This is a genomic window from Janthinobacterium agaricidamnosum (genome assembly GCF_003667705.1).
Taxonomy (GTDB): domain Bacteria; phylum Pseudomonadota; class Gammaproteobacteria; order Burkholderiales; family Burkholderiaceae_D; genus Janthinobacterium.
This window is the reverse complement of the sequence record NZ_CP033019.1, coordinates 4,663,387-4,686,493: the sequence shown is the minus strand read 5'-3', so window position 1 is coordinate 4,686,493 and position 23,107 is coordinate 4,663,387. Positions and strand designations below refer to the sequence as shown.

The window sequence follows — 23,107 nt, the reverse complement described above, 5'->3', positions numbered from 1 at the left end:
GATTGATGAGCACAGTAGAGGTAAAAGTACCGAATATCGGCGACTTCAAGGAAGTCGAAGTCATCGAACTGATGGTCAAGGTGGGCGACACCATCAAGGTGGACCAGTCCCTGATCACGGTCGAATCGGACAAGGCCAGCATGGAGATTCCGTCGACCCACGCGGGCGTCGTCAAGGAAGTCAAGGTCAAGGTCGGCGACAAGATCGCCGAAGGCAGCGCGCTGCTGGTGGTGGAAGCGTCGGAAGGCGTGGCCGCTGCCGCGCCAGCTGCCGCTCCTGCACCGGCGGCAGCCGCTCCGGCAGCCGCTGCGGCCCCTGCGGCGGCACCAGTTGCCGCCGCCATCCCGGCCGGCAATTACAGCGGCCAGGTCGACATCGACGTCGACATGATGGTGCTTGGCGGCGGTCCTGGCGGCTATTCGGCGGCGTTCCGCGCGGCCGACCTGGGCATGTCGACGGTCATCGTCGAGCGCTACGCCACCCTGGGCGGCGTGTGCCTGAACGTGGGCTGCATCCCGTCCAAGGCGCTGCTGCACGTGGCATCCGTCATCGACGAAACGGCGCACATGTCCAATACGGGCGTGACGTTCGCCAAGCCGACGATCGACATCGACCAGGTACGCAAGTACAAGGAAGGCGTGATCTCGAACATGACGGGCGGCCTGGCCGGCATGGCCAAGGCGCGCAAGACGCAGGTCGTCACCGGCGTGGGCCAGTTCCTCTCCGCGAACCACATCGAAGTGACGGCAGGCGACGGTTCTAAAAAGGTCGTGCAGTTCAAGCAGGCCATCATCGCCGCCGGTTCGTCCGTGGTGAAGCTGCCGTTCGTGCCGGAAGACCCGCGCATCGTCGATTCGACGGGCGCGCTGGAATTGCGCCAGATCCCGAAACGCATGCTGGTCATCGGCGGCGGCATCATCGGCCTGGAAATGGCGACTGTCTACTCGACCTTCGGCGCGCGCATCGACGTGGTCGAAATGATGGATGGCCTGATGCAGGGCGCGGACCGCGACGCCGTCAAGGTATGGCAGAAGTTCAACGAGAAGCGCTTCGACAACATCATGACCAAGACCAAGACGGTCGCCGTCGAGGCGTTGCCGGAAGGCATCAAGGTCACGTTCGAAGCGGCTGAAGCGGGTGCCACGGCACCGGCACCGCAAGTCTACGACCTGGTGCTCGTCGCCGTGGGCCGCAGCCCGAACGGCAAGAAGGTCGCTGCCGACAAGGCCGGCGTGAACGTCACCGACCGCGGCTTCATCGAAGTCGACAGCCAGATGCGCACCAACGTGCCGAACATCTTCGCCATCGGTGACCTGGTCGGCCAGCCGATGCTGGCGCACAAGGCCGTGCATGAAGCCCACGTGGCCGCCGAAGCGGCTTCCGGCCAGAAGTCGCACTTCGACGTCAAGGTGATCCCGTCGGTCGCCTACACGGATCCGGAAGTGGCATGGGCCGGCATCACGGAAGACGAAGCGAAAGCCAAGGGCATCAAGGTCGAGAAGGGCCACTTCCCATGGGCCGCTTCCGGCCGCGCCGTGGCCAACGGCCGCGCCGAAGGCTTCACCAAGCTGCTGTTCGACGCGGAAACGCACCGCATCATCGGCGGCACCATCGTCGGCACGCATGCGGGCGACATGATCGGCGAAATCGCGCTGGCCATCGAAATGGGCTGCGACGGCACCGACATCGGCAAGACCATCCACCCGCACCCGACCCTGGGCGAATCGATTGGTATGGCAGCCGAAGTGTACGAAGGCGTGTGCACGGACTTGCCGCCGCCGCGCAAGCGCTGATGTTGTAGCGTTGTGACACCAAAAACCCCGCAAGCGATTGCGGGGTTTTTTATTGTCCAGATACGATTAAATACTTCACCGTTGGCAGCATCGTCGGCACGCATGCGGGCGACAGGTGAAAAATGAAGCGGCGAAATCGCGCTGGCCATCGAAATGGGCTGCGACGGCACCGACATCGGCAAGACCATCCACCCGCACCCGACCCTGGGCGAATCGATTGGTATGGCAGCCGAAGTGTACGAAGGCGTGTGCACGGACTTGCCGCCGCCGCGCAAGCGCTGATGTTGTAGCGTTGTGACACTAAAAACCCCGCAAGCGATTGCGGGGTTTTTTATTGTCCAGATACGATTAAATACTTCACCGTTGGCAGCATCGTCGGCACGCATGTGGGCGACAGGTGAAAAATGAAGCGGCGAAATCGCGCTGGCCATCGAAATGGGTTGCGACGGCACCGACATCGGCAAGACCATCCACCCGCACCCGACCCCGGGCGAGTCGATCGGCAGGTTGGCAAAAGCGCACCGAAGTGTACGAAAGCGTGTGCACGGACTTGCCGCCGCCGCGCAAGCGCTGATAAAAAATTAACTTTCAGTACAAAAAACCGGGATGTGTTCCCGACTTTTTTTATTTCCCTTGACCTTCAGCAGGGTAAAACGTGGCGCGGCAGCACCATGTGAAAATTGGTGAGTATTGCCGTATGGAAAAAATGGCAGAATGGCGGTCTGTAACCATGTTTTGCTTCTATGGACGCGTGCGATTTTTCCAGCAATGTTGCCAGCATGGGAGTCGGTCAAGTTCCGCTGTACCAGGAGCCTGTCCCAGCAGATGAATACATCCCTTGCTGGCGCCCCTCGGAAGCGGGGAGTCGTCGCGTGGCTCGCTACGCATCCTCCTCACGCCTTGTCAGCGCTCCTGATGAACTGCCAGCAGAAGACGCTCCTTATTGGGATAGGCTCTAAGAAAGTTTTGCAACGATGAGAAAATTTACCGCCCTTCATATCGCCGATGTCCGTTTGCGCCGGGCTGATGAGCAAGAGCAAGCCGTGATGCTGCATGCCTTGTACCAGGATGTGGCCGCTATCCTGGCGGCGGGCAAGAGGATCGATGCGATTTTCTTCACGGGCCAGCTGGTGGCGCCCGACGCCTGTGCCGGCACGACACCCGTGTACGTCTACGAATACTTCCTGCGCCCCTTGCTGCAGGCGGCCAGCTTGCCCGGTGCGCGCTTCTACCTGGTGCCGGGCAGCCGCGCGCAGGGTGTCGCCGCGGCGGCGCTGGGCAATGCCGGCTTCAGCTTTTTCTCTGCCGACGAGCACGCCAGTGCCGAGCAGCGCGCGCATTACAAGAATATCCACGCCGTGTTCCATGGCCACCAGCATACGGGCGATGCCAGCTCGCTGATGAAGTCGCTGGGCATTCTGTTCAAGAGCAATCCGGGCAGCCTGTACGGTGCGAATGGCCAGATGGCGGCATTTTCCGTGCTCGAGTTCGCCACGGGCGAAGCGGATGGCGGCGGGCCAGGCGCGCAGTGGACGGTGTCGCTGCGCGAGTTCGATGACGTGAGCAAGAGCTTCGCCCTGTCGGTGCTGTACACGCCGAACGGCCAGGAAACGGGGCAGGTGGATGCCGAGTATGTGTTTGCCACCTTGCTGCCGCAGCTGGCGGGCGATCGCGCCTATCTCGATGGCTTGCTGGGCAAGGCGGGCGCGCAACGGCGCGAGGACGCCGGCGTCGCTGCCGATGCGCGCGAATTCCTCATCGAGCTGGCGTTCGTGATGTTCGAAGCCAAGAGCGTGTTCCTCAGCGAGGCGGAGCTCGAGCGTTTTGTCAGCGACTATTGCGGCGTGAAGGGCTGGAGCATGGCGGCCGGGGACTGGCTGGCGCCGCTGTATGCGCATGGCTTGCTGCTGTGTGCCGATGGCCAGGTGGCGTTTTCCTTCGATTACTTCCGCACGTATTTCCTGGCGCAACGCTTTGAAACCTCGTTCGACCTGATGCGCTACGGCCCGGACCGCTACGATGGAAGTGAGTCTTCACTCAGCGTTGATGGCGCGTCGGCGGCCCAGCCTTTCCTGCGTGCGCTGGGCTTGAACGATGAACAGGTCGAAGCGGCGCTGCCGGAAGACTGCAGCCGCCCTGGCTGACTTCCGGGGCCAGCCGTGCCGCGTCAGTCCGCCAGCGGCTGGCGCAGGGTGCCGCGCAGGAACAGGTCCAGGCTGAGTGCAACCTTTGTGCGCAGCTGTGCGACATCCGGCTGCGCCTGTGGCGGGAATAGCAGGCGCGACATCTGGTCGCCCAGCAGGCAATTGAGCAGGTGCAGCGCCAGCATGGATGGGGTCAGCTCCGCGCGAAACAGGGGCGCGATGTCGGGGCGGCTGAAAAACTTGGTCAGCATCTCGCGCGTCTGTCCCGGTCCCACCTTGTAAAACGTTTCCGCCAGTTCCGGGTGCGTGGCCGCTTCGGCCACCACCATGCGATTGAGGCGGATCGCCGCCGGCATCGTCACCAGTTGCACGAACAGCAGGCCGAACTCGCTCAAAATGGCGGGCAGGGGCCGCATATCCGTTTCCAGCGCCGGCATGGTCGAGAAGTAGGCGGCGCGGCGTAATTCCACGACGGCATTGAACAAGCCCGACTTGCCGCCAAATTTCACATAAATCGTGCGCACGGCCACATGGGCTTCGCGGGCGATCATTTCCAGGCTGACCTTCCCATACCCCTTTTCCAGAAACAGGCAGCCGGCCGTGTGCAGCAGGTTTTCCATGCGCGCTTCCATGTCGGCCGCGCGCGGGCGGCCGGCTGGCTTGCCGCAGCAGGAAAGCTCCTGAGCGGCGGCGTCGGATTCTGTATCGGTGGGCAAGGTATCGCTGAGGCCGGGATCGGACATGGTCTGGGTCTCTTTATAAGGTGGAAGGTAAGTGATGGCTCACACTGTAGTGCAAATTAAAATGAAATGCAATCGTTTCATTTCTTGACTTTGGCTTTTCTTTGCCCAATAATGAACCTATATCATTTCATTTCCGGAGCGAGTATGTCCAACCAGCCAGGCCAAGCAGAGCACAAGGTGCTGAGCGCCGTCCCACCCGCGGCCCCTGCCGCACCTTCCACGCCCGCCGCTTCCGCCAGCTCCGCACCACCGAATAACCGTGTGAAAATCATCGCCGGCCTGATCGTCCTCGTCGCGCTGGGCGCCGGCGCGCGCATGTGGTACCGCAGCCACTATTTCGTGGAAACGGAAAATGCCTATGTGGCCGGCCATGTGCATCCTGTCTCGGCGCGCATTTCCGGCGTCGTTACCAAGGTCTTCATCGACGACAATCAAATCGTGAAAGAGGGCGACGTGATCGCCGAACTCGACCCGTTCGACCAGCGCGTGAAAACCGAGCAGATCGCCGCGCAGATCGCCAGCGCCGAGCAGCAAGTGCTGCAAGCGGACGCGCAGATCGCCCAGGTGCAGGCGCAAGCGAGTGCCGCCCAGGCGCAAGTGGCGCAAGCCGATGCGCAATTACTGCGCGCGAAACAGGATGCGGACCGTTATGGCCAGCTGTACACGAGCCAGATGAAAGCCGTCTCGAAGGCGGAACTCGACGCGGCCAACGCGGCCCGCTCGAGTGCCGTGGCCGACCTGGCCGCCCGCCGCGACAGCGCCTCGGCCGCCAAGTCGCAGATCGGCGCGGCGCAAGCTGCGCGCGACGTGGCCAAGGCACAAGTGGCCGTGCTGCGCGTGCAATTGAAGGACGCGGAACAGCAGCTGCAATACAACCGCATCCTGGCGCCCGTCGCCGGCCGCATCGGCAAGCGCAACGTGGAAACGGGCATGCGCGTGCAGCCTGGCCAGCAATTGACGGCCATCGTGCAGGACAACGTCTGGGTCACCGCCAACTTCAAGGAAACCCAGCTGGCCGACCTGCACCGCGGCCAGAGCGTGCACGTGACCATCGACGCCATGCCGGGCAAGAAACTCGTGGGCACCGTGGACAGCTTCGCCCCTGCCTCGGGCGCGCAATTCGCCCTGCTGCCGGCCGATAACGCCACCGGCAACTTCACCAAGATCGTCCAGCGCGTGCCCGTGAAAATCGTCTTCCAGCCGGAAGACATCAAGGCCATGAATGGCCGCCTGGTGCCGGGTATGTCGGTGATTGCCGAAGTGGAAGTGAACCAGCCCGCGTCGGACAAGGCCGAGGCCCCGCGCCACGCCGCCGCTCCTGCCGCCCAGACCGCCGCCCGCTAAGCTTCCATGAGCAGCCCTTCCACCACGCTGGCGAAGCCGCCAGCGTTTCCCGTGATTGACGAGAAAGTCTCCGGGCGCACCTGGCTGGCGGTCGCCGCCGGCATGCTGGGCGCCTTCATGGCGGTGCTCGACATCCAGATCACCAACTCCTCGCTCAAGGATATCCTTGGCTCGCTGTCGGCCACCCAGGAAGAGGGGTCGTGGATTTCCACGGCCTACCTGGTGGCGGAAATTATCGTCATTCCCCTCACCGCGCTGCTGGCGCGCGTGTTCGGACTGCGTACCTACATGATCGGCACCACCGCTTTCTTCCTGCTGTTCTCCACCCTGTGCGGCACGGCCTGGAACCTGGAAAGCATGATCGTCTTCCGCATGCTGCAGGGGTTCACGGGCGGCGCCCTGATACCGATGGCGTTCACCCTGGTGATGCTCAAGCTGCCGCCGTCGAAGCGCGCCGTCGGCATGGCCATCTTCGGCCTGACGGCGACCCTGGCGCCGGCCATGGGCCCGACCCTGGGCGGCTACCTCTCCGAGCTGTATGGCTGGCCCTCGATCTTCTACATCAACTGGGTGCCGGGCGTGCTGCTGATCGCCGGCATGATCTATGGCCTGGACAAGGAGCCGATGAAGCTCGAGATGTTCTGGAAGGCCGACTGGCTGGGCATCTTCTTCATGGCCCTGGGCCTGGGCTGCCTGACGATCTTCCTGGAAGAAGGCAATTCGAAGGACTGGTTCGACTCGGGTTTCATCATCACCTTCGCCGCGCTGGCCCTGGTGGGCATCCTGGGCTGGGTCGTCACCAGCGCCACGCGCGCCGAGCCGTTCGTCAACCTGGGCCTGTACGGCCAGCGTAACTTTTTGGTCGCCACCGTGCTGTCGGCCGTGACGGGCATGGGCCTGTACGGCTCGGCCTTTTTGCTGCCCCTGTTCCTGGGCCAGATCGCCGGCTATTCGCCGATGCAGATTGGTGAAGTCATCATGTGGGTGGGCTTGCCGCAGCTGTTCATCATGCCGTTTGTCGCCAAGCTCTCGTCCGTGGTGGACAACCGCATCCTGTGCTCGTTCGGCCTCTTGCTGTTTGGCGGCTCGTGCATGATGAATGCCTACATGGATGCGTCCACCGGCTACGACCAGCTGCTGTGGTCGCAGGTCGTGCGCGCGCTGGGCCAGCCCTTCGTCATGCTGACCCTGTCGAACTTCGCCATGAAGGGCATCGCGCCGAAGGACATGCCGTCTGCATCGAGCCTGTTCAACATGACGCGCAACCTGGGCGGCTCGATCGGCATCGCCCTGCTGGCCACGGCCCTGAGCACCCGCGAACACTTCCACTCGCAGCGCCTGGGCGAAGCGATCAATGCGTATTCCAGCGCCACGCAGCTGCGCATCGATCAGCTGACGTCGTCGTTCATGGCCAAGGGCTATGACGCCGTCACGGCCGGCAACCAGGCCTTGCAGGCGATCGACGGCATCGTGCGCCGCGAAGCGTATGTGATGGCTTACAACGATGGCTTCTTCCTGATCGGCGCCATCCTGCTGGCCTGCATCGTGCCCCTGTGGCTGGCCGACAAACTCAAAGCTCCCGGTGGCGGTGGTGGCGGTCATTGACCGCGCCCAGTCCGCACGTGCAGCACCTCAAGAACAAGAAGGTACACATCATGCAAACAGTATTGACGAAAATCGCGCTTGCCGCTTCCCTTGCCGTGGCGCTGTCCGCCTGCGGCACCGTGGGCCAGGATTTCACGGCCCCGGCAAACGTGGCCGGCACCGACACCTTCCGCCACGGCGCGGCCGCCGCGGATGCCGCGCAGCTGCCCAAAGAGTGGTGGCGTATCTACGGCGACGCCACCCTGAATCGCCTGGAACAGAGCGCGCTGCAGGACAATCCCAGTGTAAAAGCGGCCGGCGAGCGCCTGCTGCAGGCGCTGGCGCAAAGCGGCACGGCGCGCGCCAACCAGGGCCCGAGCGTGAACGTCAGCACGGGCATCTCGAACTCGCGCACCTCGGCCAACACTTCGCAGGGCCTGGCCCTGGGCAACCGCTCGATCAGCGGCAATAACTTCTCCGTGGGCGGCTCGCTGTCGTATGAAGTCGATTTGCTGGGCCGCGTGAAACGCATGGTCGAAGCGGCCGATTCGCAGGCGCTGGCGGCGCAGGCGGACCGCGACGGCGTGCTGCTGATGCTGTCGTCGCAAGTGGCCAGCAATTACTGGCAGCTGCGCGGGCTGGACGCGGAAATGGCGATCCTGAATGGCGCCCTGGACACGCGCCGCGAGTCGGCGCAGCTGGTCGAGGCGCGCTTCAATGCAGGGCTGACGAATGAGCTGGACCTGGCGCGCGCGAAAGTCGAACTGTCGAACGCGCAGGCCGACCTGCATGAAGTCAAGCGCCAGCGCAACCAGCTGGAAAACAGCCTGGCCGCCCTGACGGGCAAGCCGCCGTCGGCGCTGCAATTGCCGGTGGCCGCCGAGCCTTCCAGCCTGCCGCTGCCGCCAAGTATCCCTGTCGGCCTGCCTGCCAGCCTGCTGGCGCACCGTCCGGACCTCGTGTCCAGCGTGGCGGGCCTGCGCGCGGCGAACGCGCAAGTGGGCGTGGCAGAAGGCGCGTTTTACCCGTCGCTGCAATTGACGGGCAATTTCGGCTACGCCTCGGAAAAACTGCGCGACCTGGCGCAGGGCGGTTCGCGCCAGTTCAGCTTTGGCCCGCTGGCCCTGTCCCTGCCGATCTTCGACGGCGGCCGCAACCAGGCCAATCTGGACCTGTCCAAGGCGCGCTATGCGGAAGCCGTGGCGAACCATGAAACGAAGCTGCTGACGGCCTTGCGCGAAGTGGAAGACGCCTTGTCCGACGTGGAGCAGCGCCAGTTGCAGGGCGATGCGCAAGCCCTGTCGCAGGCAGCCGCGGCGCGCGCCTACCTGGTGGCGCGCACGCGCTACGAGCGCGGCATCTCGACCTACCTGGACGTCACCGATGCCCAGCGCAGTTCGCTGGCGGCGGACCGTGCCGCCGCGCAGATCAAGACCCAGCGCCTGCTGGCGACGGTCGCCGTTGCCCGTTCGCTGGGTGCCGGCTGGCAGCCGGACGGCGAGCTGGCCAAGCTGGCCTCGGCGCCCGCCGCAAAGGCCAACTAAGTACGACGGTTACGTGAGCGTGGCCGGTGGCGGTGTCGCCGCCGGCCCGTAGCGTTCCAGCAGAAAATCGATGAAGGTCGTCAGCTTCGGCGTGGGCTGGCGGTCGCGCGCATACACGAGGTGCATGGGGCGGGGCGCCGGCACGTAGCCGGCCAGCAGCGGCACCAGCCTGCCGGCGGTGATATCGCCGGCCATCAGGATCTCCGCCTGCATGACGATGCCGAAGCCGTGCAGGGCTGCCACGCGCAGCGCCTGACCATTGTTCGAGCGGAAGCGGCTTTCGCGCACGGGGCTGCCATCATCGTCGCCGCTCCTGGCCAGGCGCCAGCGCACGTGGCGCGTCCACTGCATGAAGTCCAGGCATTCGTGGCGTGCCAGGTCGGCCGGCGTGCGCGGCGTGCCGTGTCTGGCCAGGTAGGCGGGCGCGGCGCAGATCACCATCGCATACGGCCGCAGCACGCGCGCCACCATGGCGGAATCTTCCAGCTTGCCGATGCGGATGGCCGCATCGAACCCTTCTTCCACCAGGTCCACCATCCTGTCGTTCAGGTTCAGTTCCAGGCTCACTTCCGGATACGCATCGAGGTAGTCGGCCATCAGCGGCGCGATGCACTCGCTGCCGAAGGACACGGGCGCCGTGATCTTCAGCTTGCCGCGCGGCGCCGCGCGCATGGCTTCCGCACCCCGTTCGGCCGCATGGATGCTGGCCAGGATCTGACGGCACTGTTCCGCATACTGCTGGCCGATTTCCGTCAGGCTTTGCCGCCGCGTGGTGCGCGCCAGCAGCCGCGCGCCCAGCCGCTCTTCCAGGTATTTGATGTGCTTGCCCACCATCACGGGCGAAATCTGGAACGCCTCGGCGGCGGCCGTGAAACTGCCTGCATCGACGACGGTGACAAAAATCTCCATGCTGCGCAATTTATCCATGGCTTCCCGATTGCAAACTATAGATTAGTAATCTTGTAAATTCTAGCGTATTTATTCCTTTTTGTAAGCGGCGCATACTGGCTCCATCGTTCAACCCACACAAGGAAGCAGCATGAAAATCGTCATCATCGGCGCCAGCGGCACCATCGGCACGGCCGTCGCCGCCCAACTGGCGCAACGCCATGAAATCATCGAAGTGGGCAGCCGCAGCGGCACGCACCAGGCCGACATGGGCGACATCGCGCAAGTGCGCGCCCTGTTCAAGCGCATCGGCAAGGTCGATGCCGTCGTCGTCACGGCCGGCAAGCTGCATTTCGGCCCGCTGAGCGAATTTACGCCCGAGCAATTCCGCCTGGGCCTGGACAGCAAGCTGATGGGCCAGGTCAACGTGGCGCTGGTAGCGCAGGAATACCTGAACGACGGCGGTTCGATTACCTTGACCAGCGGCATCGTGGCCGACCAGCCGATCCGCTTCGGCACGGCCGCCAGCATGACCAATGCGGCCGTGGAAGGTTTTGTCAGGGGCGCCGCCATCGAGCTTGCGCGCGGCGTGCGCATCAATGTCGTCAGCCCGACGGTGCTGGCCGAATCGCTGGAGTCGTACGGCCCCTTCTTCTACGGCTTCGAGCCGGCCGCCGCCAGCCGCGTGGCGCTCGCCTACAGCCGCAGCGTGGAAGGGGCGCAGACGGGGCAGGTGTACAAGGTCTGGTAAGCCAGCGCTGCAGGCGGGGGCATTGGTGGATTACAATTTGCCTCACTTGGGGTCAGACCCGCCGGGTCTGACCCCAGAATTTAACCGAGGCCCCATGAAAAAACTCCTGATTCCCCTGCTGATGGCCGCCGCCGTCGGCAGTGCCTGCGCAACAACGCCAGCGGCCGCGCCAGCCACCCCGGCCACCGCGCAACAACTGACGGCCATGAGCGCCCGCTACGCCCCCGTCGCGCTGACGGCCGACGTCACCCACCTGTCCGCGGGCGACCGCCAGGCCATCGCCAAGCTGGTCGAAGCGGCCAAGCTGGTCGACGTGCTGCAGCTGCGCCAGCGCTGGTCCGGCAATGAAGCGCTGTGGGCGGCCTTGAAGAAGGACAAGTCGGCCCTGGGTCAGGCCCGCCTGAATTATTTCTGGATCAACAAGGGGCCATGGTCGGTGCTCGACGCGCACGCCTCGTTCATGCCGGCCAGCTATGCGGGCATCGCCATTCCCGCGCACAAGCCGGAAGCGGGCAACTTCTATCCGCAGGGCGCCACCAAGGCCAGCCTGGAAACGTGGATGAATGGCTTGTCGCCAGAGGACAAGCAGCAGGCGCAATGGTTCTTCACGACGATTCGCGCGGGCAAGGATGGCAAATACCAGACCGTCAAGTATTCGGACGAATACAAGGTGGAGCTGAAACAGCTGGCCAAATTGCTCGATGAAGCGGCGGCCGCCACGGACAATGCATCGCTGAAGAAATTCCTCACCCTGCGCGCCAAGGCTTTCCTCGACAACGACTATCTGCCGTCCGACTTCGCCTGGATGGACCTCGATTCGCCCGTCGACATCACCATCGGCCCGTATGAAACGTATAACGATGAGCTGTTCGGCTACAAGGCCGCGTTCGAAGCCTACGTGAACATCCGCGACCAGGCCGAGACGCAAAAGCTCAACTTCTTCGCCAAGCACATGCAGGAGCTGGAAGACAACCTGCCGCTCGACGCCCAGTACCGCAACCCGAAAGTGGGCGCGCTGGCGCCGATGGTGGTGGTCAACCAGGTGTATGGCGCCGGCGACGGCAACATGGCCGTGCAGACGGCCGCCTACAACTTGCCCAATGACGAGCGCATCATCAGCGCGCGCGGCTCCAAGCGCGTGATGCTGAAGAACGTGCAGGAAGCCAAGTTCAAGGCCACCCTGACGCCGATCTCGAAACTGGTGCTCACGCCGGAAGCGCAGCAGGACGTCGATTTCAATTCCTTCTTCACGCACATCCTCGCGCATGAAATCATGCACGGCCTGGGCCCGCACGCCACCGTGGTCGACGGCAAGCCATCGACGCCGCGCCAGGACTTGAAGGAAGCGTATTCCACCATCGAGGAAGCCAAGGCCGATATCACGGGCCTGTTCGCGCTGCGCTACATGATGGACAAGGGCCAGCTCAACGACACCCTGGGCCAGGGCGAGGCGGCCGAACGCAAGCTGTACAACACCTTCCTCGCCTCCGGTTTCCGCACGCTGCATTTCGGCCTGACGGATTCGCATGCGCGCGGCATGGCCATCCAGATGAATTACATCCTCGACAAGGGCGGTTTTGTCTCGCTGGGCGACGGCAAATTCGGCGTCGATTTTGCGAAGATCAAGCAGGCCGTGATCGACCTGGACCGTGAATTTCTGACCATCGAGGCGACGGGCGACTATGCGCGCGCGCAAGCGATGATGACGAAATACGTTGTCATCCGCCCTGAGGTGCAGGTGGCGCTCGACAAGATGAAGGCCGTGCCCAACGATATCCGCCCGGAATTCGTCACGGCCCGCGCGCTGGATAAGGCGGCGAAGAAATAAGCTGACCTTGATTATTATCAGTCTGAAAAGCCGGTGCCTTGCGCACCGGTTTTTTTTCGTCTTTATTTGCGAAAAGTTGCCAGTTTTTCCTTGTGGAAATACATCCACCGCTTACTCTGCAGTGGTAAATCCTCCTTTCTTCCCGCCTATTTCATGCTGAATCCGCTATTGCTGATGAGCTTGCTCATCGCTTTCTCTCCTTTGCCTGCCGTGGCTGCCGCCCAGCTGACCGATTTGGAAACGCGCTGGCTGCAGGCGGGCCAGCCCGTCATCGCGTTTGCGCGTGCGCAAGGTTTGCCCATCGATATCATCGTGCAGCCGCAGGATGCGCCCGGCGCCGTGCCGCTGGCGCTGGGCTACGAAGGGGGGCGCTGCAAGCTGGTGCTGTCCTTGCGCGGCAATGCGCAGGCGGACAGTGTCTTGGAAGGCGTGCCGCCCGCGCGCCAGGGCCTGATGATGGAAGCGATGACGGCGCATGAGATCGGCCATTGCCGGCGCTATGCGCAGGGCGACTGGCATGCCTTGCCGCGCGGCTTTGTCGAGCCGCGCAGCAGGCAGCGCGGCAAGTTGGCTGCGCTGGCGCAGGAGCTGCGCGAGACGCGCCGCGAAGAGGGGTATGCGGACCTGGTGGCCCTGGCCTGGATGCATGGACGCCACCCCGGCCAGTATCAGGATGTGCTGGCCTGGATGCGCGGCGTGCGCGCGGCAGGCGAGGCTGCGGGCGGCGGTGTAGGCAGTTCCCACGCCACGCAAGGCTGGCTGGCGCTGGCCGATGGCGCAGGCGCAGGCGCATTTGATGGGGCCGTTTCACCATTTGAACAGGCGCAAGTATTGTGGCAGATGGGTTTGAGCGGCGACAAATAAACGGTGATTTTTAAGCGAATGGACTGTCAGCGTGTGCTGTCGCACGGAGCTTTGCGCGCGGCAGGGGTCTAATCTGGGCATCAACTAACCAGAGAGGAACCATCATGAACAAAATGATCGCACTCATGCTGGCCGCCAGTGCCAGCGCCCTGCTTGCCGCCGCGCCCGCGTATGCGCAGGATGCCTCGTACAAGAGTTTGACGGACAAGGCGTCAAGTGACTACAAGCAGGCCAAGGCCGCCTGCGACAGCCACAGCGGCAACGCGAAAAAAGTCTGCGTGGAAGAAGCCAGGGTAGCGCGCGCCAAGGCCGAATCGGATGCCGTGGCCCAATACCGCAACACGCCGCGCGAGCTGACCAAGGCCCGCAAGGATGTCGCCAATGCCGAGTATGACCTGGCCAAGGCCAAGTGCGGCGACCGCACGGGCGCCGATAAAACCACATGCATGAACGATGCCAAGGCGGCGAAGACGGCCGCGCTGGCCGACGCCAATACGGGCGCCAAGGCCGGCACCAACGTGGCGCAGAATCCGCCCGCCACCACGAAGGAGAATTGCGACGCCATGGATGCGACGGCCAAGGCCGCCTGCGTGACGCGCAATGCAGCCGGCAGCACCAAGACGGCCGTGGCCGACTCCGTCATCACCACCAAGATCAAGGCTGACCTCGTCAAGGACAACGACTTGAAGGCGCTTGACGTGCACGTGGAAACGGTCAACGGCGTTGTCATGCTCAGCGGCTTCGTGCCTTCCCAGGCGCAAGTGAAAAAAGCCGCCGACCTGGCCCGCAGCGTGGAAGGCGTGACGGATGTGAAGAATGGCTTGAAGGTCAAGTAAGCCACATTCTGCGCAGCGTTAAAGTCAGGACTGGAGCGGCACGCAGCAGTGCCGCTCCAGTTTTTTGATTGTATAAATTACGATCATAATATAACATGAGAAAAATCCCAACGGCTGGTAGTGACCGGCATCCATTTTTTCTCATGAGGACAGCATGCTTTCTCTTCCCTTTTCGCAATGGCTGGAGCGGCGCGGCATCCATTTCGCCTGGGTCATCGTCGCCATCACCTTCCTCACGGCCCTGACATCGTCTGCCGCCCTGGGCTTGCCGGGCGCGCTGATGCAGCCGCTGAGCCGCGAGTTCGGCTGGGATGCCGAGCAGATTTCCTCGGCCCTGGCCGTGCGTTTCGTGCTGTTTGGCTTGATGGGGCCGTTTGCCGCCATCCTGATGGAGCGTTTCGGCTTGCGCAATATCATCTGCGTGGCCCTGGGCCTGATCGCGGCCGGCATGCTGCTGGCCACGCGCATGACGCAATTCTGGCAGCTGGTGGCCCTGTGGGGCATCCTGCTGGGGCTGGGCTCGGGCATGACGGCGCTGGTCCTGAGCGCCGTGGTGGCGAACCGCTGGTTCGAGACGCACCGGGGCCTGGTGGTGGGCGTGCTGACGGCCAGCTCGGCAACGGGCCAGCTGCTGTTCCTGCCCGTGGGTGCCTGGCTGATCGAGCATTTCGGCTGGCGCACGGCCGTCATGCCCGTGTTTGCCAGCTGCGCCATCGTTGCCGTGCTGGCCTTCCTGTGCATGCGCAACCGGCCGCAGGACGTGGCCTTGCGGCCCTACGGCGCCGATCCGGCCACGCCGCTGACGGCGCCAGTGGCCGCAAAAATGACGTTTGCCACGCCGTTCGTGATTCTGCGCAGCGTGGCGGCGAACCGCACCTTCTGGATACTGTTCGGCACCTTCTTCATCTGCGGCCTCAGCACCAACGGCCTGATCCAGACGCACTTCATTTCCCTGTGCGGCGACTCGGGCCTGTCCGCCGTGCCGGCCGCCTCCGTGCTGGCGATGATGGGGGCGTTCGACCTGTTCGGCACGATCTTGTCCGGCTGGCTGTCGGACCGCTATGACAACCGCAAACTGCTGTTCTGGTACTACGGCTTGCGGGGGCTGTCCCTGTTCTGGCTGCCGTATTCGGAATTCACCCTGTACGGCCTGTCCCTGTTTGCCATATTTTACGGCCTGGACTGGATCGCCACTGTGCCGCCGACCGTGAAACTGGTGGGCGCCACGTTTGGCCGGGAGCGGGCGGGCATGGTGTTCGGCTGGATCTTCGCGGGCCACCAGCTGGGCGCCGCCGTGGCCGCGTACGGCGCGGGCCGCATCCGCACCCTGATGCTGACCTACAATCCGGCCCTGTTCGCGGCCAGCGCCGCCTGCCTGCTGGCCGCGCTGCTGGTGCTGGCGATCCAGCGGCAGAAGGCGGCCGTGGCCGCCGTCCAGCCCGCATGAAAAAAGCCAGGCCCGCATGTGCGGAGCCTGGCTTTTCATTTCAAGAACGTTTCAGGATTTACTTGAGGTATTTGGCGAGCCAGCCCTCGACTTCGCTGTAGAAGAAACGGCTGTTCTCGCCTTTTAAAATCCAGTGGTTTTCATCCGGGAACACCAGCAATTTCGCCGGCACGTTCAGGCGCTGTTGTACTGCAAAGTTCATCAGGGCATTGTTGGCCGGCACGCGGTAGTCGAGCTCGCCCACGGTGATCAGGATGGGGGTGGTAAAGCCCGTGCCTTTTTCGTGGTTGCCCGCTTGCATGACCGGGCTTTGGTCGCGCCACACGGGCAGGTTCGACCAGACGGGGCCGCCTGCATTCGTTTCACGGCCGAAACCGCCATCGCTGGTGCCCCACTGCATGATCAAATCCATTTCGCCCGCGTGCGAGACGATGGCCTTGTAGCGCGTGGTGGTTGCCTGCAGCCAGTTGGCCAGGTGGCCGCCATAGCTGGCGCCGCCGGCGGCCAGTTTCGTGCTGTCGATGAACGGGTATTTCTTGATGGCTTCATCGACGCCCTGGTTGACTTCATCGCCCGGACCTTTCAATGGGTCGAACTGGATCGAGCGCGAGAATTCCTCGCCATAGCCGGTGGAACCCTTGTAGTCGGTCAGCAGCACGACATAACCTGGCTTGGCCAGCAAGTGATAGTTCCAGCGCAGCACGAACTGGTCGCGCCACATGCTGGCCGCGCCGCCGTGGATGACGGTAAACAGCGGATATTTCTTGTTCGGGTCGAAATTCGCGGGCTTGACGAGCATATTGTGGATCCGGCGGCCGTCGGCCGTGGTGAACCAGAAGTGCTCGGGCGCCTGCCAGTCGATCTTGCTCGCTTTCTCCGTGTTGAAGGCCGTCAGCCGTTTCGGCTGCTTGCCGTTGAAGGCATAGATTTCCGGCGGATTGATCGACGACTCCCACACGCCGACGAGGGCCTTGCCGCCGCTGCTCAGCGAGTTGATGGTGCCCGTCGGCAAGGATGGCTCTTCGCGCACGTCGCCGCCTTTGACATCGATCGAGTACAGCTTTTCCAGGCCCGCATGTTCATAGCTGAAAATGACGCGCTTGCCGCCTTCGGGCAGCACATAGCGGGAAATCGAGCGGTCCAGCTTGGCTGTCAGGATGGTTGGCGCAGGATTGCTCATCGGCCAGGCGAAGCTGGCCAGGCGTTTCACGTCATACACTTTACCGGGCGTTTGCGCGTCGCTCAAGGCGAACAGGGTCTTGCCGTCGGCCGCGAATTTCAGGGAACCGTAGCTGTGCTTGTCCTGCGTCAAACGTTGCGCTTCGCCGCCGGCCACGGGCAGCAAGTACAGCTGCGAATAGACGGCTTCGCGCTGGGCCGCGTCGCGGTTGGTGGCTGCGTTGAAGACGACGGCCTTGCCGTCCGGCGTCCAGACGGCATCCAAGGATTGTCCCTCGTCGCCCTGGCCGCCGCCAAAGCCGGGCAGCGCCACCAGTTGCGTGCCCGACAGGATGTCGCGCGGCGTGTTTTCACCTTTCGACTCAGGTTGCGCATCGACGATGAACAGGCGTACCTGCTTGTCCGTCAGCCATTTGTCGAAATAGCGCGGCGCCGTCGTTTCATATGAACGGGCGCTGACTTTGCGCTCCTTGCGCTCTTTCGCGCTTTGCTTGACGTCGGCTTCCGTCTTGTTGCCAGGATAGATGTCGCTGATGAACAGCAATTGCTTGCCGTCCGGGCTCCACTTTGGCATGCGCGCGCCCAGGGTGAGCGAGGTCAGGCGTTGCGCTTCGCCGCCGGCGGCCACGTCGAGGCGGTAGATCTGTCCCGCTTCATCGCCGTCGCGCTTGGCGACGAAGACCAGCTGGCGGCTGTCCGGCGACCAGGCCATGGCGCTTTCGCCGCCCTTGGAATACGTCAGGCGGCGCGCGGGGCTGTCATCAAGCAGGGACTTGATCCACAGATCCGACGATTGTTCCTTGCTATCGTAGGCGCTGTCGACCACGGAAAACACGGCCCAGCGCCCGTCCGGGCTGGCGACGGGCGCGCCCACCCGTTTCATCAGCCACACGTCTTCATGCGTGATGGCGTGTCTGGCTTGCGTTTGCGTGGCGGCAACTGGGGTCGTGGCCTTGGTCTCGGCGGCGTGAGCCAGCGAGGCGCAGGCTGCTGCGATCAGCAGGGAGCCGAGGGAACGGCAAAGACGGGGTGAGGTCATGGGCGTGGTCCGGGTAGTGAAAAAAGTACAGCGGGCAACATTATTGCCCATCGATTCGGCCGCTGCCAAGGCCATGAACCGTTACTTACCAGGCACGATGTGCGTGTACCGGGCGTGCGCAGCCTGGCTGATCAGTTAAACTTGCCGCTTTATTCACGCTGGCGCTGATAGAACATGAAAATTTGTCTACCCTTATTGAAAACGGCATTGCTGGGCGTGAGCTGCCTGCTGGCGGCCCCGGTTTTTGCCGCCGCCGCAGCACCGTACCCGAACACCAGCGCCATGGGCGTGGGTCATGCGGAAAGCACGGCCTGGTATGCGGGCTGCCTGAAGGTCAAGGATGCGGCGCCGCCGCCGGCCGACCTGCCGGCGCCGTCCGCCGTGGCGTCCTTGCAGCAATGCCAGGCGACGGACCTGTATTACGATACCAAGAGTATGTCCTCGCCCAAGCCGGCCGACTGGCGTCCCGCGCGCCATTGCGCGATGGCAACGCAGAACAGCGCCGTATTGATGATGCTGTACCAGAATGGGCAGGGCGTGCAGAAAGACCCGCTGCTGGCGCTCAAGTATGCGTGCAGCATCGACGCGGCACCGGCCGAGATGCGGGGCCGCATTGAACACTTGCAGCAGATCAATGCCAGCGGGCGCGGCATGATCGACTTGTGCGATGACATTACCAGCGGCTACATGATGGGCGTGTGCAGCGCCATCGATGCGCGGCAAAAGCAGCGCGTGCGCGCACAGGCGACAGGCAAGGTCAGCGCAAGCATGCCTGCCGTGGCGCAAGCGTCGCTGCAAAAGCTGCAGGCGGCCGCAAGCAAGTTTGCCGACGCGCGCGCGGCCAATGAAACGGACTTGAGCGGCACGGCGCGCGCCGCCCAGAGCATCGCGGCCCGCACGGCCGAGCTCGACTTGCTGGCGCAGGACTTGCGTGAGTACGAAGGGGGCAAGTTGCCGGCCAGCATGACGAAGGAGCAGGCGGCGGCACTCGACAAGGAGCTCAACGCCATCTACGGCAAGCTGATGAAAAAGCCCGCGTCCACCTATGCGGGCGCCGTGGATAAGGACGGCATCCGCGCCACCCAGCGCCTGTGGCTGGCGTACCGCGATGCCTGGATGAATTTTGGCGCCGTGCGCTATCCATCCGTCACCAGCGAGACCTGGGCCGGCCGGCTGACGTCGCGGCGCAATGCGCAATTGCAAGACTTGCTGGAGAATTGAGGCATGCGCGAAGCGTACTACCACGAAGATGACTATTGCATGATCGAACTGCTGCCGCTGGATAATTTGCAGCACTGCTTGACGCAGATGGGCGAGCAGCAGGCGTTCGCCGATGCGCACCGCAGCGGCGCCGGCTGGACGGACATGTACGTGATCAAGGCGCCACCGTCGCCACTGCGCGCGCTGGGCCTGACGGCCGAGCAGCTGCGCCTGGCGCAGGACCATGCCTTGCCGCCGTATGACGCCGTCTACACGGGCTACAGCAGTTACCGCGTGGAATGCAAGAACGTGCTGGCCTTTGGCGGCGACAAGACGGAAACCCTGTTTGCGGGCCTGGACGAGCAAGGTATCGTGTGCAACCTGTGGTGCAGCGATGGCATGCCGCAACTGTTGCTGCTGCCCTTGAAAGAGCAGTTGCTGCTGGCCGATTGGGGCGCGGGGTTTGCGTGTCCGCTGGCCGATGGGGACTTGTTCGCCCGTTATCTGCAGGAGTATGAACTGGACTGATCGAACTGAACTGATTACTCGCAGGCGATGGCGTTCGGCTGCGCCACTTTGACCACTGACGCCAGGCGCGCCATGTCGTTGCCGTCGCCTTGCTCGACGTACGGTTGATAGGTATCGATGACGATGCGCGCACGCGCTTGCCAGCCGCAATTGTCGGCCTGGCGCGCGGGCACGCGCAGCAGGCGGCGCGCCTCGGCGTCGTTGCTGAAACAAAACCACGCATCGTGCGTGGCGGCAGGGCGGGGCAAGCGGCCCCATTGCGCCTTGTCGGGCGCGAAGCAGACGCGGTTGCCGATGATTTCCAGGCTCATCTCGTCCGTGCGCGCGCTGTACTGGCCGTCGAGCACGATGGGCGTTTGCGCCTGGGCGGGCAGCAACAAAGAGCACAGCAGGGGGGATAGCAGGGTGGCAAGTTTCACAGTGCGTCTTTCCGTATCGTCAGCAGATGCGCCAGTATATCGGCACTGGCGGCGCACGATTGCATTGCTCGCGGGGAGATTCTTTCCGCATCCGTCACGCACTGCTTTCGCTCAGCTTGTCTCTGGTCGAATTTACGCAAAAAAGGGTTGGAAAATGCTAGTTTGCCAACCCTGTGCGTACTGCTGTCTTCGTGGCAGGAGGGGATTAATGGTTCCCGTTGCCATGGACAAGGAATACTATATTCAAAAGAACCTCAACCAGCCGAGGCAGGGAGTATTTCCGCCGCCACTCCCCTTATGGGCCTACTGGTACAAATACCAGCAGGGGGTCGTCTGTCTGGCCCACCATCATGAGTCCATCAGCGGAAATACCCAGGGTGCGGGTCATCAGGCTCCTCGCGTACCCGGCAAACTTGAAACTCTTGAGCAGCATGCCGTTTGCGTCGTGCACCCATACGTCGGCGCTCGAATACCAGCCTGAGATGCCGCAGTAAACGCGATCATCGCTGCCCACCTCGACGTTGTTGGGGTAGGCATCTCCGCCGCTGAGGCTGCCGATGAAGCTCAGGTCCGACGGTTTTACGCTGCTGCAGCGGTAAGGTGCAGCCGACGCGACATACAGGCGCATGCCGTCAGCGCTGACCGCGATGTCTTGTCCATTCGATGCGCCGTTGATGAAGCCGGCGGAGCCCGCCGAAGCGCTGAACAGGGCACCGCCACCAATATCGGCGTAGTCAACTACAATTGCGCTTACCGATGCCGGGCTATAGCCTGAATCTTGCAAGTAGAGGCGGCTTCCGTCGCTCGATGCTGCCATGCTGTCGGCGTTGCCGATCATGCCCGCCACGGCACCTGTGCTGGCCAGGTATGCCTTGCCGTCGGCTGCTGCCACAATCTCTACGCCATTTGGCCGCAGGGCCAGCAAGGCCGACGATTGCTGGACTGCTGCTGCCATTGGCCAACTGGTTTTTTTCGTCAGCGTAGCCAGGTCCACGACGATGATATTCCGATTGGCGGTATCGTAGGTGTAAAGATGCCGGCCATTCGGGCTGATGGTCATGTCTCCCATCGCGCCACCGAGGTTGCTGATGGTGCCGACTTGGGTGGCGGAATAGATGTTATACACATCGATATCGCCTGTGCCGTTGTTTGCATACAGCAAAGGTCGGATCGGATCGGTCTTGAGGTGGCTGTAGGTCTTCGTCAATTTCGTCGTGACGGCCGGCGTGACGCTTCCTTTCCAGATCGCAACATGCAGCTGCTCTGAAGTCTGAATACCATTCTCGCTGGCCAGGCTGACGGTGGCATAGCTGATGGCGTCGACCGGTAAAGTGGATGGATCGGCCGTCAGTGTCAGCGCATTTCCGCTGCGTTGCACGGACAGCCATGCCTTGTCGGAACTGGCAGTCCATGCAGGGGTTAGCCCGAAGTTGTCGCGCACGGTGACCTTGCGCGACAGGCGTGACCAGCCTGGGGTGGAAGACAGCCCGACGCCGACTTCCGAGAACAGCAGTTTGCGCGTATCGCGCTGGGCGGTGATGGTGACTGGTACCGAGATGGTATCGCCATTGACTTGCGTGCTCGCGGTCAAGGTCGTGGCACTGGTTCCGATGGGCTGGTTGGCGCCGATTTGCGAAAACATAATGCTGCTGCCAGCCTGATTCACCGTACCGCTGGTAGCGCTCGCGCCCAGCCATGCAGGCAGTGCCGAGAACGACCAGAGATAAGCGTTCGCCATGGTGTTGAGATTCAGCGTCAGGCTTGCTGTCGACGCAGGCGAGCGGCCATAAGGTCCTCCCAGCGTGATGCTGTCAATCGAGGACGTTAAGGTGGCTTTCGTCAAGTTCAGCGTGACAGGAACTTTGCTGTCGCTGACGTTCGGTGCGGTAATCGTTAACATTGCATCGTGTCGGCCGCTGGCAAGCTTGCCGTTCGCCGGGTCGACATATACCGATGCAATGGCAGGTGTGGTGCCGCTCGTCGGGGTCACTCCTAGCCATGCCGCGCTGGCGGTGGCTTTCCAGTTCGCCGCTAGGTTAGGTGCCGTAAATTTAACGGGCGCTGCCGCAATGGGAGCGCCGTTGATGCCATTGAAGGTAATCTGGCCGTGATCAATGGAAAAAGCGGCAGGCAGCAATTCGGCACTGACAGGCAGCGAGGCGATTTGCCCGTCGCTGCTTGTGACTACGATAGTGCCTGTCTGGACGCCAAATGTCAGCGCGGAAACATCATAGCCGACAGTAAACGAGCTGACGCCGTTACCTGCTGCCGTCGAGAGCTTGATCCATGCCGCGTTCGTGTTCACAGTCCATGTGCGACTTTTCGCGCTGACGTTGACAGTGACGGGCGCTGGCGCCGGATTTCCCTCAGAAATGGTCGCGTTGAGAAGGCCAAGTGGCGCCACTGTCATTGGTGACAAGGGTATCGGCACGACAGTGATCGCATATGGCAACTGCATCGGCGAACCGGGGAAGTGTTGCGTACAAGCGGCATCCTTGCAAACTTTGACTGAAAAAGTGCCTGTATGTTTTCCGATGGGCAGCGTCGGCGCAGTCTGGAGCAGAATGCTGTAACTGCCTGGGCTTAGCTGGGAAAATTGTACCTCCGGCAGTATCACGCCTGTCGTATCGATGACGTAGGCGAACACACTGTTTACATTTTGAAATTCCGATGGCGTGTTCACAGTCGCTAGCAATGACAATGCCTTCGTGCTCCCCTCATCGGCGGTAGCGGCGGCCGTCGGCACGCTGAATGTCAATGTTGGCGTGGGCGTCGGGGTAACTGGCACCGGAGGGGCAACGCCGCTGCTTCCGTCGCCTCCACCGCTTGGGCTACCACCGCCGCCACAGCCAGCAATTAATGTGGTTGCGAGCAAGTATGCCAGTGCGCGCGAAATGCTGTACCTGAAAAGAACGGACGCCATTTTTGTCGGAGGTAATCATTAAGAGAGAGGCATTATTGCTTATTTTAAATTGT

The 23,107-nt window shown here is 62.8% G+C and carries 19 protein-coding genes; 13 read left to right on the top strand and 6 right to left on the bottom strand.

Annotation, left to right across the window (positions count from 1 at the left end):
* Positions 1-5 precede the first annotated feature (5 nt).
* Positions 6-1,793: a dihydrolipoyl dehydrogenase gene (gene lpdA / locus D9M09_RS21195; RefSeq protein ID WP_070300275.1), complete on the top strand. Its 1,788-nt coding sequence runs from the start codon at positions 6-8 to the stop codon at positions 1,791-1,793.
* 153 nt (positions 1,794-1,946) lie between these two features.
* Positions 1,947-2,075, top strand: coding sequence for a hypothetical protein (locus D9M09_RS30000; protein WP_261980892.1), 129 nt, complete (start codon positions 1,947-1,949; stop codon positions 2,073-2,075).
* Positions 2,076-2,374: 299 nt separating this feature from the next.
* Here D9M09_RS30000 and D9M09_RS29195 read toward each other — a convergent pair whose 3' ends face one another.
* A complete protein-coding gene (locus D9M09_RS29195; protein WP_139142974.1) occupies positions 2,375-2,587 on the bottom strand; it encodes a hypothetical protein in 213 nt (70 codons plus the stop codon).
* Between the two features lie 180 nt (positions 2,588-2,767).
* On the opposite strand from D9M09_RS29195, the gene D9M09_RS21180 reads away from it, so the two are divergent.
* Positions 2,768-3,937, top strand: coding sequence for a hypothetical protein (locus D9M09_RS21180; protein ID WP_162995761.1), 1,170 nt, complete (start codon positions 2,768-2,770; stop codon positions 3,935-3,937).
* Between the two features lie 23 nt (positions 3,938-3,960).
* Here the strand turns inward: D9M09_RS21180 and D9M09_RS21175 are convergent, their stop codons facing one another.
* Positions 3,961-4,680, bottom strand: a complete 720-nt coding sequence (locus tag D9M09_RS21175) for a TetR/AcrR family transcriptional regulator (RefSeq protein WP_070312825.1) — start codon at positions 4,678-4,680, stop codon at positions 3,961-3,963.
* 144 nt (positions 4,681-4,824) lie between these two features.
* Between D9M09_RS21175 and D9M09_RS21170 the strand changes: the two genes are divergently transcribed.
* The 3 genes from D9M09_RS21170 to D9M09_RS21160 are packed head-to-tail and all read left to right on the top strand — an operon-like array spanning position 4,825 to position 9,152.
* A complete protein-coding gene (locus D9M09_RS21170; protein ID WP_099408851.1) occupies positions 4,825-6,024 on the top strand; it encodes an HlyD family secretion protein in 1,200 nt (399 codons plus the stop codon).
* Positions 6,025-6,030: 6 nt separating this feature from the next.
* Complete coding sequence (locus D9M09_RS21165) at positions 6,031-7,629, top strand: DHA2 family efflux MFS transporter permease subunit (RefSeq protein WP_121670304.1); 1,599 nt, start codon at positions 6,031-6,033, stop codon at positions 7,627-7,629.
* Positions 7,630-7,679: 50 nt separating this feature from the next.
* Entirely contained in the window at positions 7,680-9,152 is a 1,473-nt protein-coding gene (locus D9M09_RS21160; RefSeq protein ID WP_121671181.1) for an efflux transporter outer membrane subunit, read from the top strand.
* 9 nt (positions 9,153-9,161) lie between these two features.
* Here D9M09_RS21160 and D9M09_RS21155 read toward each other — a convergent pair whose 3' ends face one another.
* On the bottom strand, positions 9,162-10,079 hold the full coding sequence (locus D9M09_RS21155) for a LysR family transcriptional regulator (RefSeq protein ID WP_121670303.1): 918 nt from the start codon (positions 10,077-10,079) through the stop codon (positions 9,162-9,164).
* Positions 10,080-10,191: 112 nt separating this feature from the next.
* On the opposite strand from D9M09_RS21155, the gene D9M09_RS21150 reads away from it, so the two are divergent.
* The 5 genes from D9M09_RS21150 (at position 10,192) to D9M09_RS21130 (ending at position 15,766) form a co-directional block, all read left to right on the top strand.
* On the top strand, positions 10,192-10,791 hold the full coding sequence (locus D9M09_RS21150) for a short chain dehydrogenase (RefSeq protein ID WP_121670302.1): 600 nt from the start codon (positions 10,192-10,194) through the stop codon (positions 10,789-10,791).
* 94 nt (positions 10,792-10,885) lie between these two features.
* Positions 10,886-12,619 (top strand): dipeptidyl-peptidase 3 family protein, encoded by a 1,734-nt coding sequence (locus tag D9M09_RS21145; protein WP_121670301.1) that lies wholly within the window; start codon positions 10,886-10,888, stop codon positions 12,617-12,619.
* A 153-nt stretch (positions 12,620-12,772) separates the two neighbouring features.
* Complete coding sequence (locus D9M09_RS21140) at positions 12,773-13,483, top strand: hypothetical protein (protein ID WP_230502497.1); 711 nt, start codon at positions 12,773-12,775, stop codon at positions 13,481-13,483.
* Between the two features lie 104 nt (positions 13,484-13,587).
* Positions 13,588-14,319, top strand: a complete 732-nt coding sequence (locus D9M09_RS21135; protein ID WP_121670300.1) for a BON domain-containing protein — start codon at positions 13,588-13,590, stop codon at positions 14,317-14,319.
* 154 nt (positions 14,320-14,473) lie between these two features.
* Positions 14,474-15,766 (top strand): MFS transporter, encoded by a 1,293-nt coding sequence (locus D9M09_RS21130; RefSeq protein ID WP_121670299.1) that lies wholly within the window; start codon positions 14,474-14,476, stop codon positions 15,764-15,766.
* 58 nt (positions 15,767-15,824) lie between these two features.
* Here D9M09_RS21130 and D9M09_RS21125 read toward each other — a convergent pair whose 3' ends face one another.
* The gene (locus tag D9M09_RS21125; RefSeq protein ID WP_121670298.1) at positions 15,825-17,984 is read right to left on the bottom strand and encodes an alpha/beta hydrolase family protein; all 2,160 of its coding nucleotides are present in this window, start codon (positions 17,982-17,984) and stop codon (positions 15,825-15,827) included.
* Between the two features lie 174 nt (positions 17,985-18,158).
* Here D9M09_RS21125 and D9M09_RS29395 point away from each other — a divergent pair, with 174 nt between their 5' ends.
* Positions 18,159-19,205, top strand: a complete 1,047-nt coding sequence (locus D9M09_RS29395) for a lysozyme inhibitor LprI family protein (RefSeq protein WP_205602279.1) — start codon at positions 18,159-18,161, stop codon at positions 19,203-19,205.
* A 3-nt stretch (positions 19,206-19,208) separates the two neighbouring features.
* Entirely contained in the window at positions 19,209-19,712 is a 504-nt protein-coding gene (locus D9M09_RS21115) for a hypothetical protein (RefSeq protein WP_121670297.1), read from the top strand.
* Positions 19,713-19,726: 14 nt separating this feature from the next.
* Here the strand turns inward: D9M09_RS21115 and D9M09_RS21110 are convergent, their stop codons facing one another.
* Together D9M09_RS21110 and D9M09_RS29190 are read right to left on the bottom strand one after the other, a co-directional pair.
* The gene (locus D9M09_RS21110) at positions 19,727-20,131 is read right to left on the bottom strand and encodes a hypothetical protein (protein ID WP_139142976.1); all 405 of its coding nucleotides are present in this window, start codon (positions 20,129-20,131) and stop codon (positions 19,727-19,729) included.
* Positions 20,132-20,426: 295 nt separating this feature from the next.
* A complete protein-coding gene (locus D9M09_RS29190; protein ID WP_162995760.1) occupies positions 20,427-22,877 on the bottom strand; it encodes a BACON domain-containing protein in 2,451 nt (816 codons plus the stop codon).
* Between the last annotated feature and the right edge of the window lie 230 nt (positions 22,878-23,107).

Coding starts and splice junctions, on each gene's coding strand:
- lpdA (WP_070300275.1), top strand. CDS start 6: ATGAGCACAGTAGAGGTAAAAGTACCGAATATCGGCGACTTCAAGGAA.
- D9M09_RS30000 (WP_261980892.1), top strand. CDS start 1,947: ATGGGCTGCGACGGCACCGACATCGGCAAGACCATCCACCCGCACCCG.
- D9M09_RS21180 (WP_162995761.1), top strand. CDS start 2,768: ATGAGAAAATTTACCGCCCTTCATATCGCCGATGTCCGTTTGCGCCGG.
- D9M09_RS21175 (WP_070312825.1), bottom strand. CDS start 4,680: ATGTCCGATCCCGGCCTCAGCGATACCTTGCCCACCGATACAGAATCC.
- D9M09_RS21170 (WP_099408851.1), top strand. CDS start 4,825: ATGTCCAACCAGCCAGGCCAAGCAGAGCACAAGGTGCTGAGCGCCGTC.
- D9M09_RS21165 (WP_121670304.1), top strand. CDS start 6,031: ATGAGCAGCCCTTCCACCACGCTGGCGAAGCCGCCAGCGTTTCCCGTG.
- D9M09_RS21160 (WP_121671181.1), top strand. CDS start 7,680: ATGCAAACAGTATTGACGAAAATCGCGCTTGCCGCTTCCCTTGCCGTG.
- D9M09_RS21155 (WP_121670303.1), bottom strand. CDS start 10,079: ATGGATAAATTGCGCAGCATGGAGATTTTTGTCACCGTCGTCGATGCA.
- D9M09_RS21150 (WP_121670302.1), top strand. CDS start 10,192: ATGAAAATCGTCATCATCGGCGCCAGCGGCACCATCGGCACGGCCGTC.
- D9M09_RS21145 (WP_121670301.1), top strand. CDS start 10,886: ATGAAAAAACTCCTGATTCCCCTGCTGATGGCCGCCGCCGTCGGCAGT.
- D9M09_RS21140 (WP_230502497.1), top strand. CDS start 12,773: ATGCTGAATCCGCTATTGCTGATGAGCTTGCTCATCGCTTTCTCTCCT.
- D9M09_RS21135 (WP_121670300.1), top strand. CDS start 13,588: ATGAACAAAATGATCGCACTCATGCTGGCCGCCAGTGCCAGCGCCCTG.
- D9M09_RS21130 (WP_121670299.1), top strand. CDS start 14,474: ATGCTTTCTCTTCCCTTTTCGCAATGGCTGGAGCGGCGCGGCATCCAT.
- D9M09_RS21125 (WP_121670298.1), bottom strand. CDS start 17,984: ATGACCTCACCCCGTCTTTGCCGTTCCCTCGGCTCCCTGCTGATCGCA.
- D9M09_RS29395 (WP_205602279.1), top strand. CDS start 18,159: ATGAAAATTTGTCTACCCTTATTGAAAACGGCATTGCTGGGCGTGAGC.
- D9M09_RS21115 (WP_121670297.1), top strand. CDS start 19,209: ATGCGCGAAGCGTACTACCACGAAGATGACTATTGCATGATCGAACTG.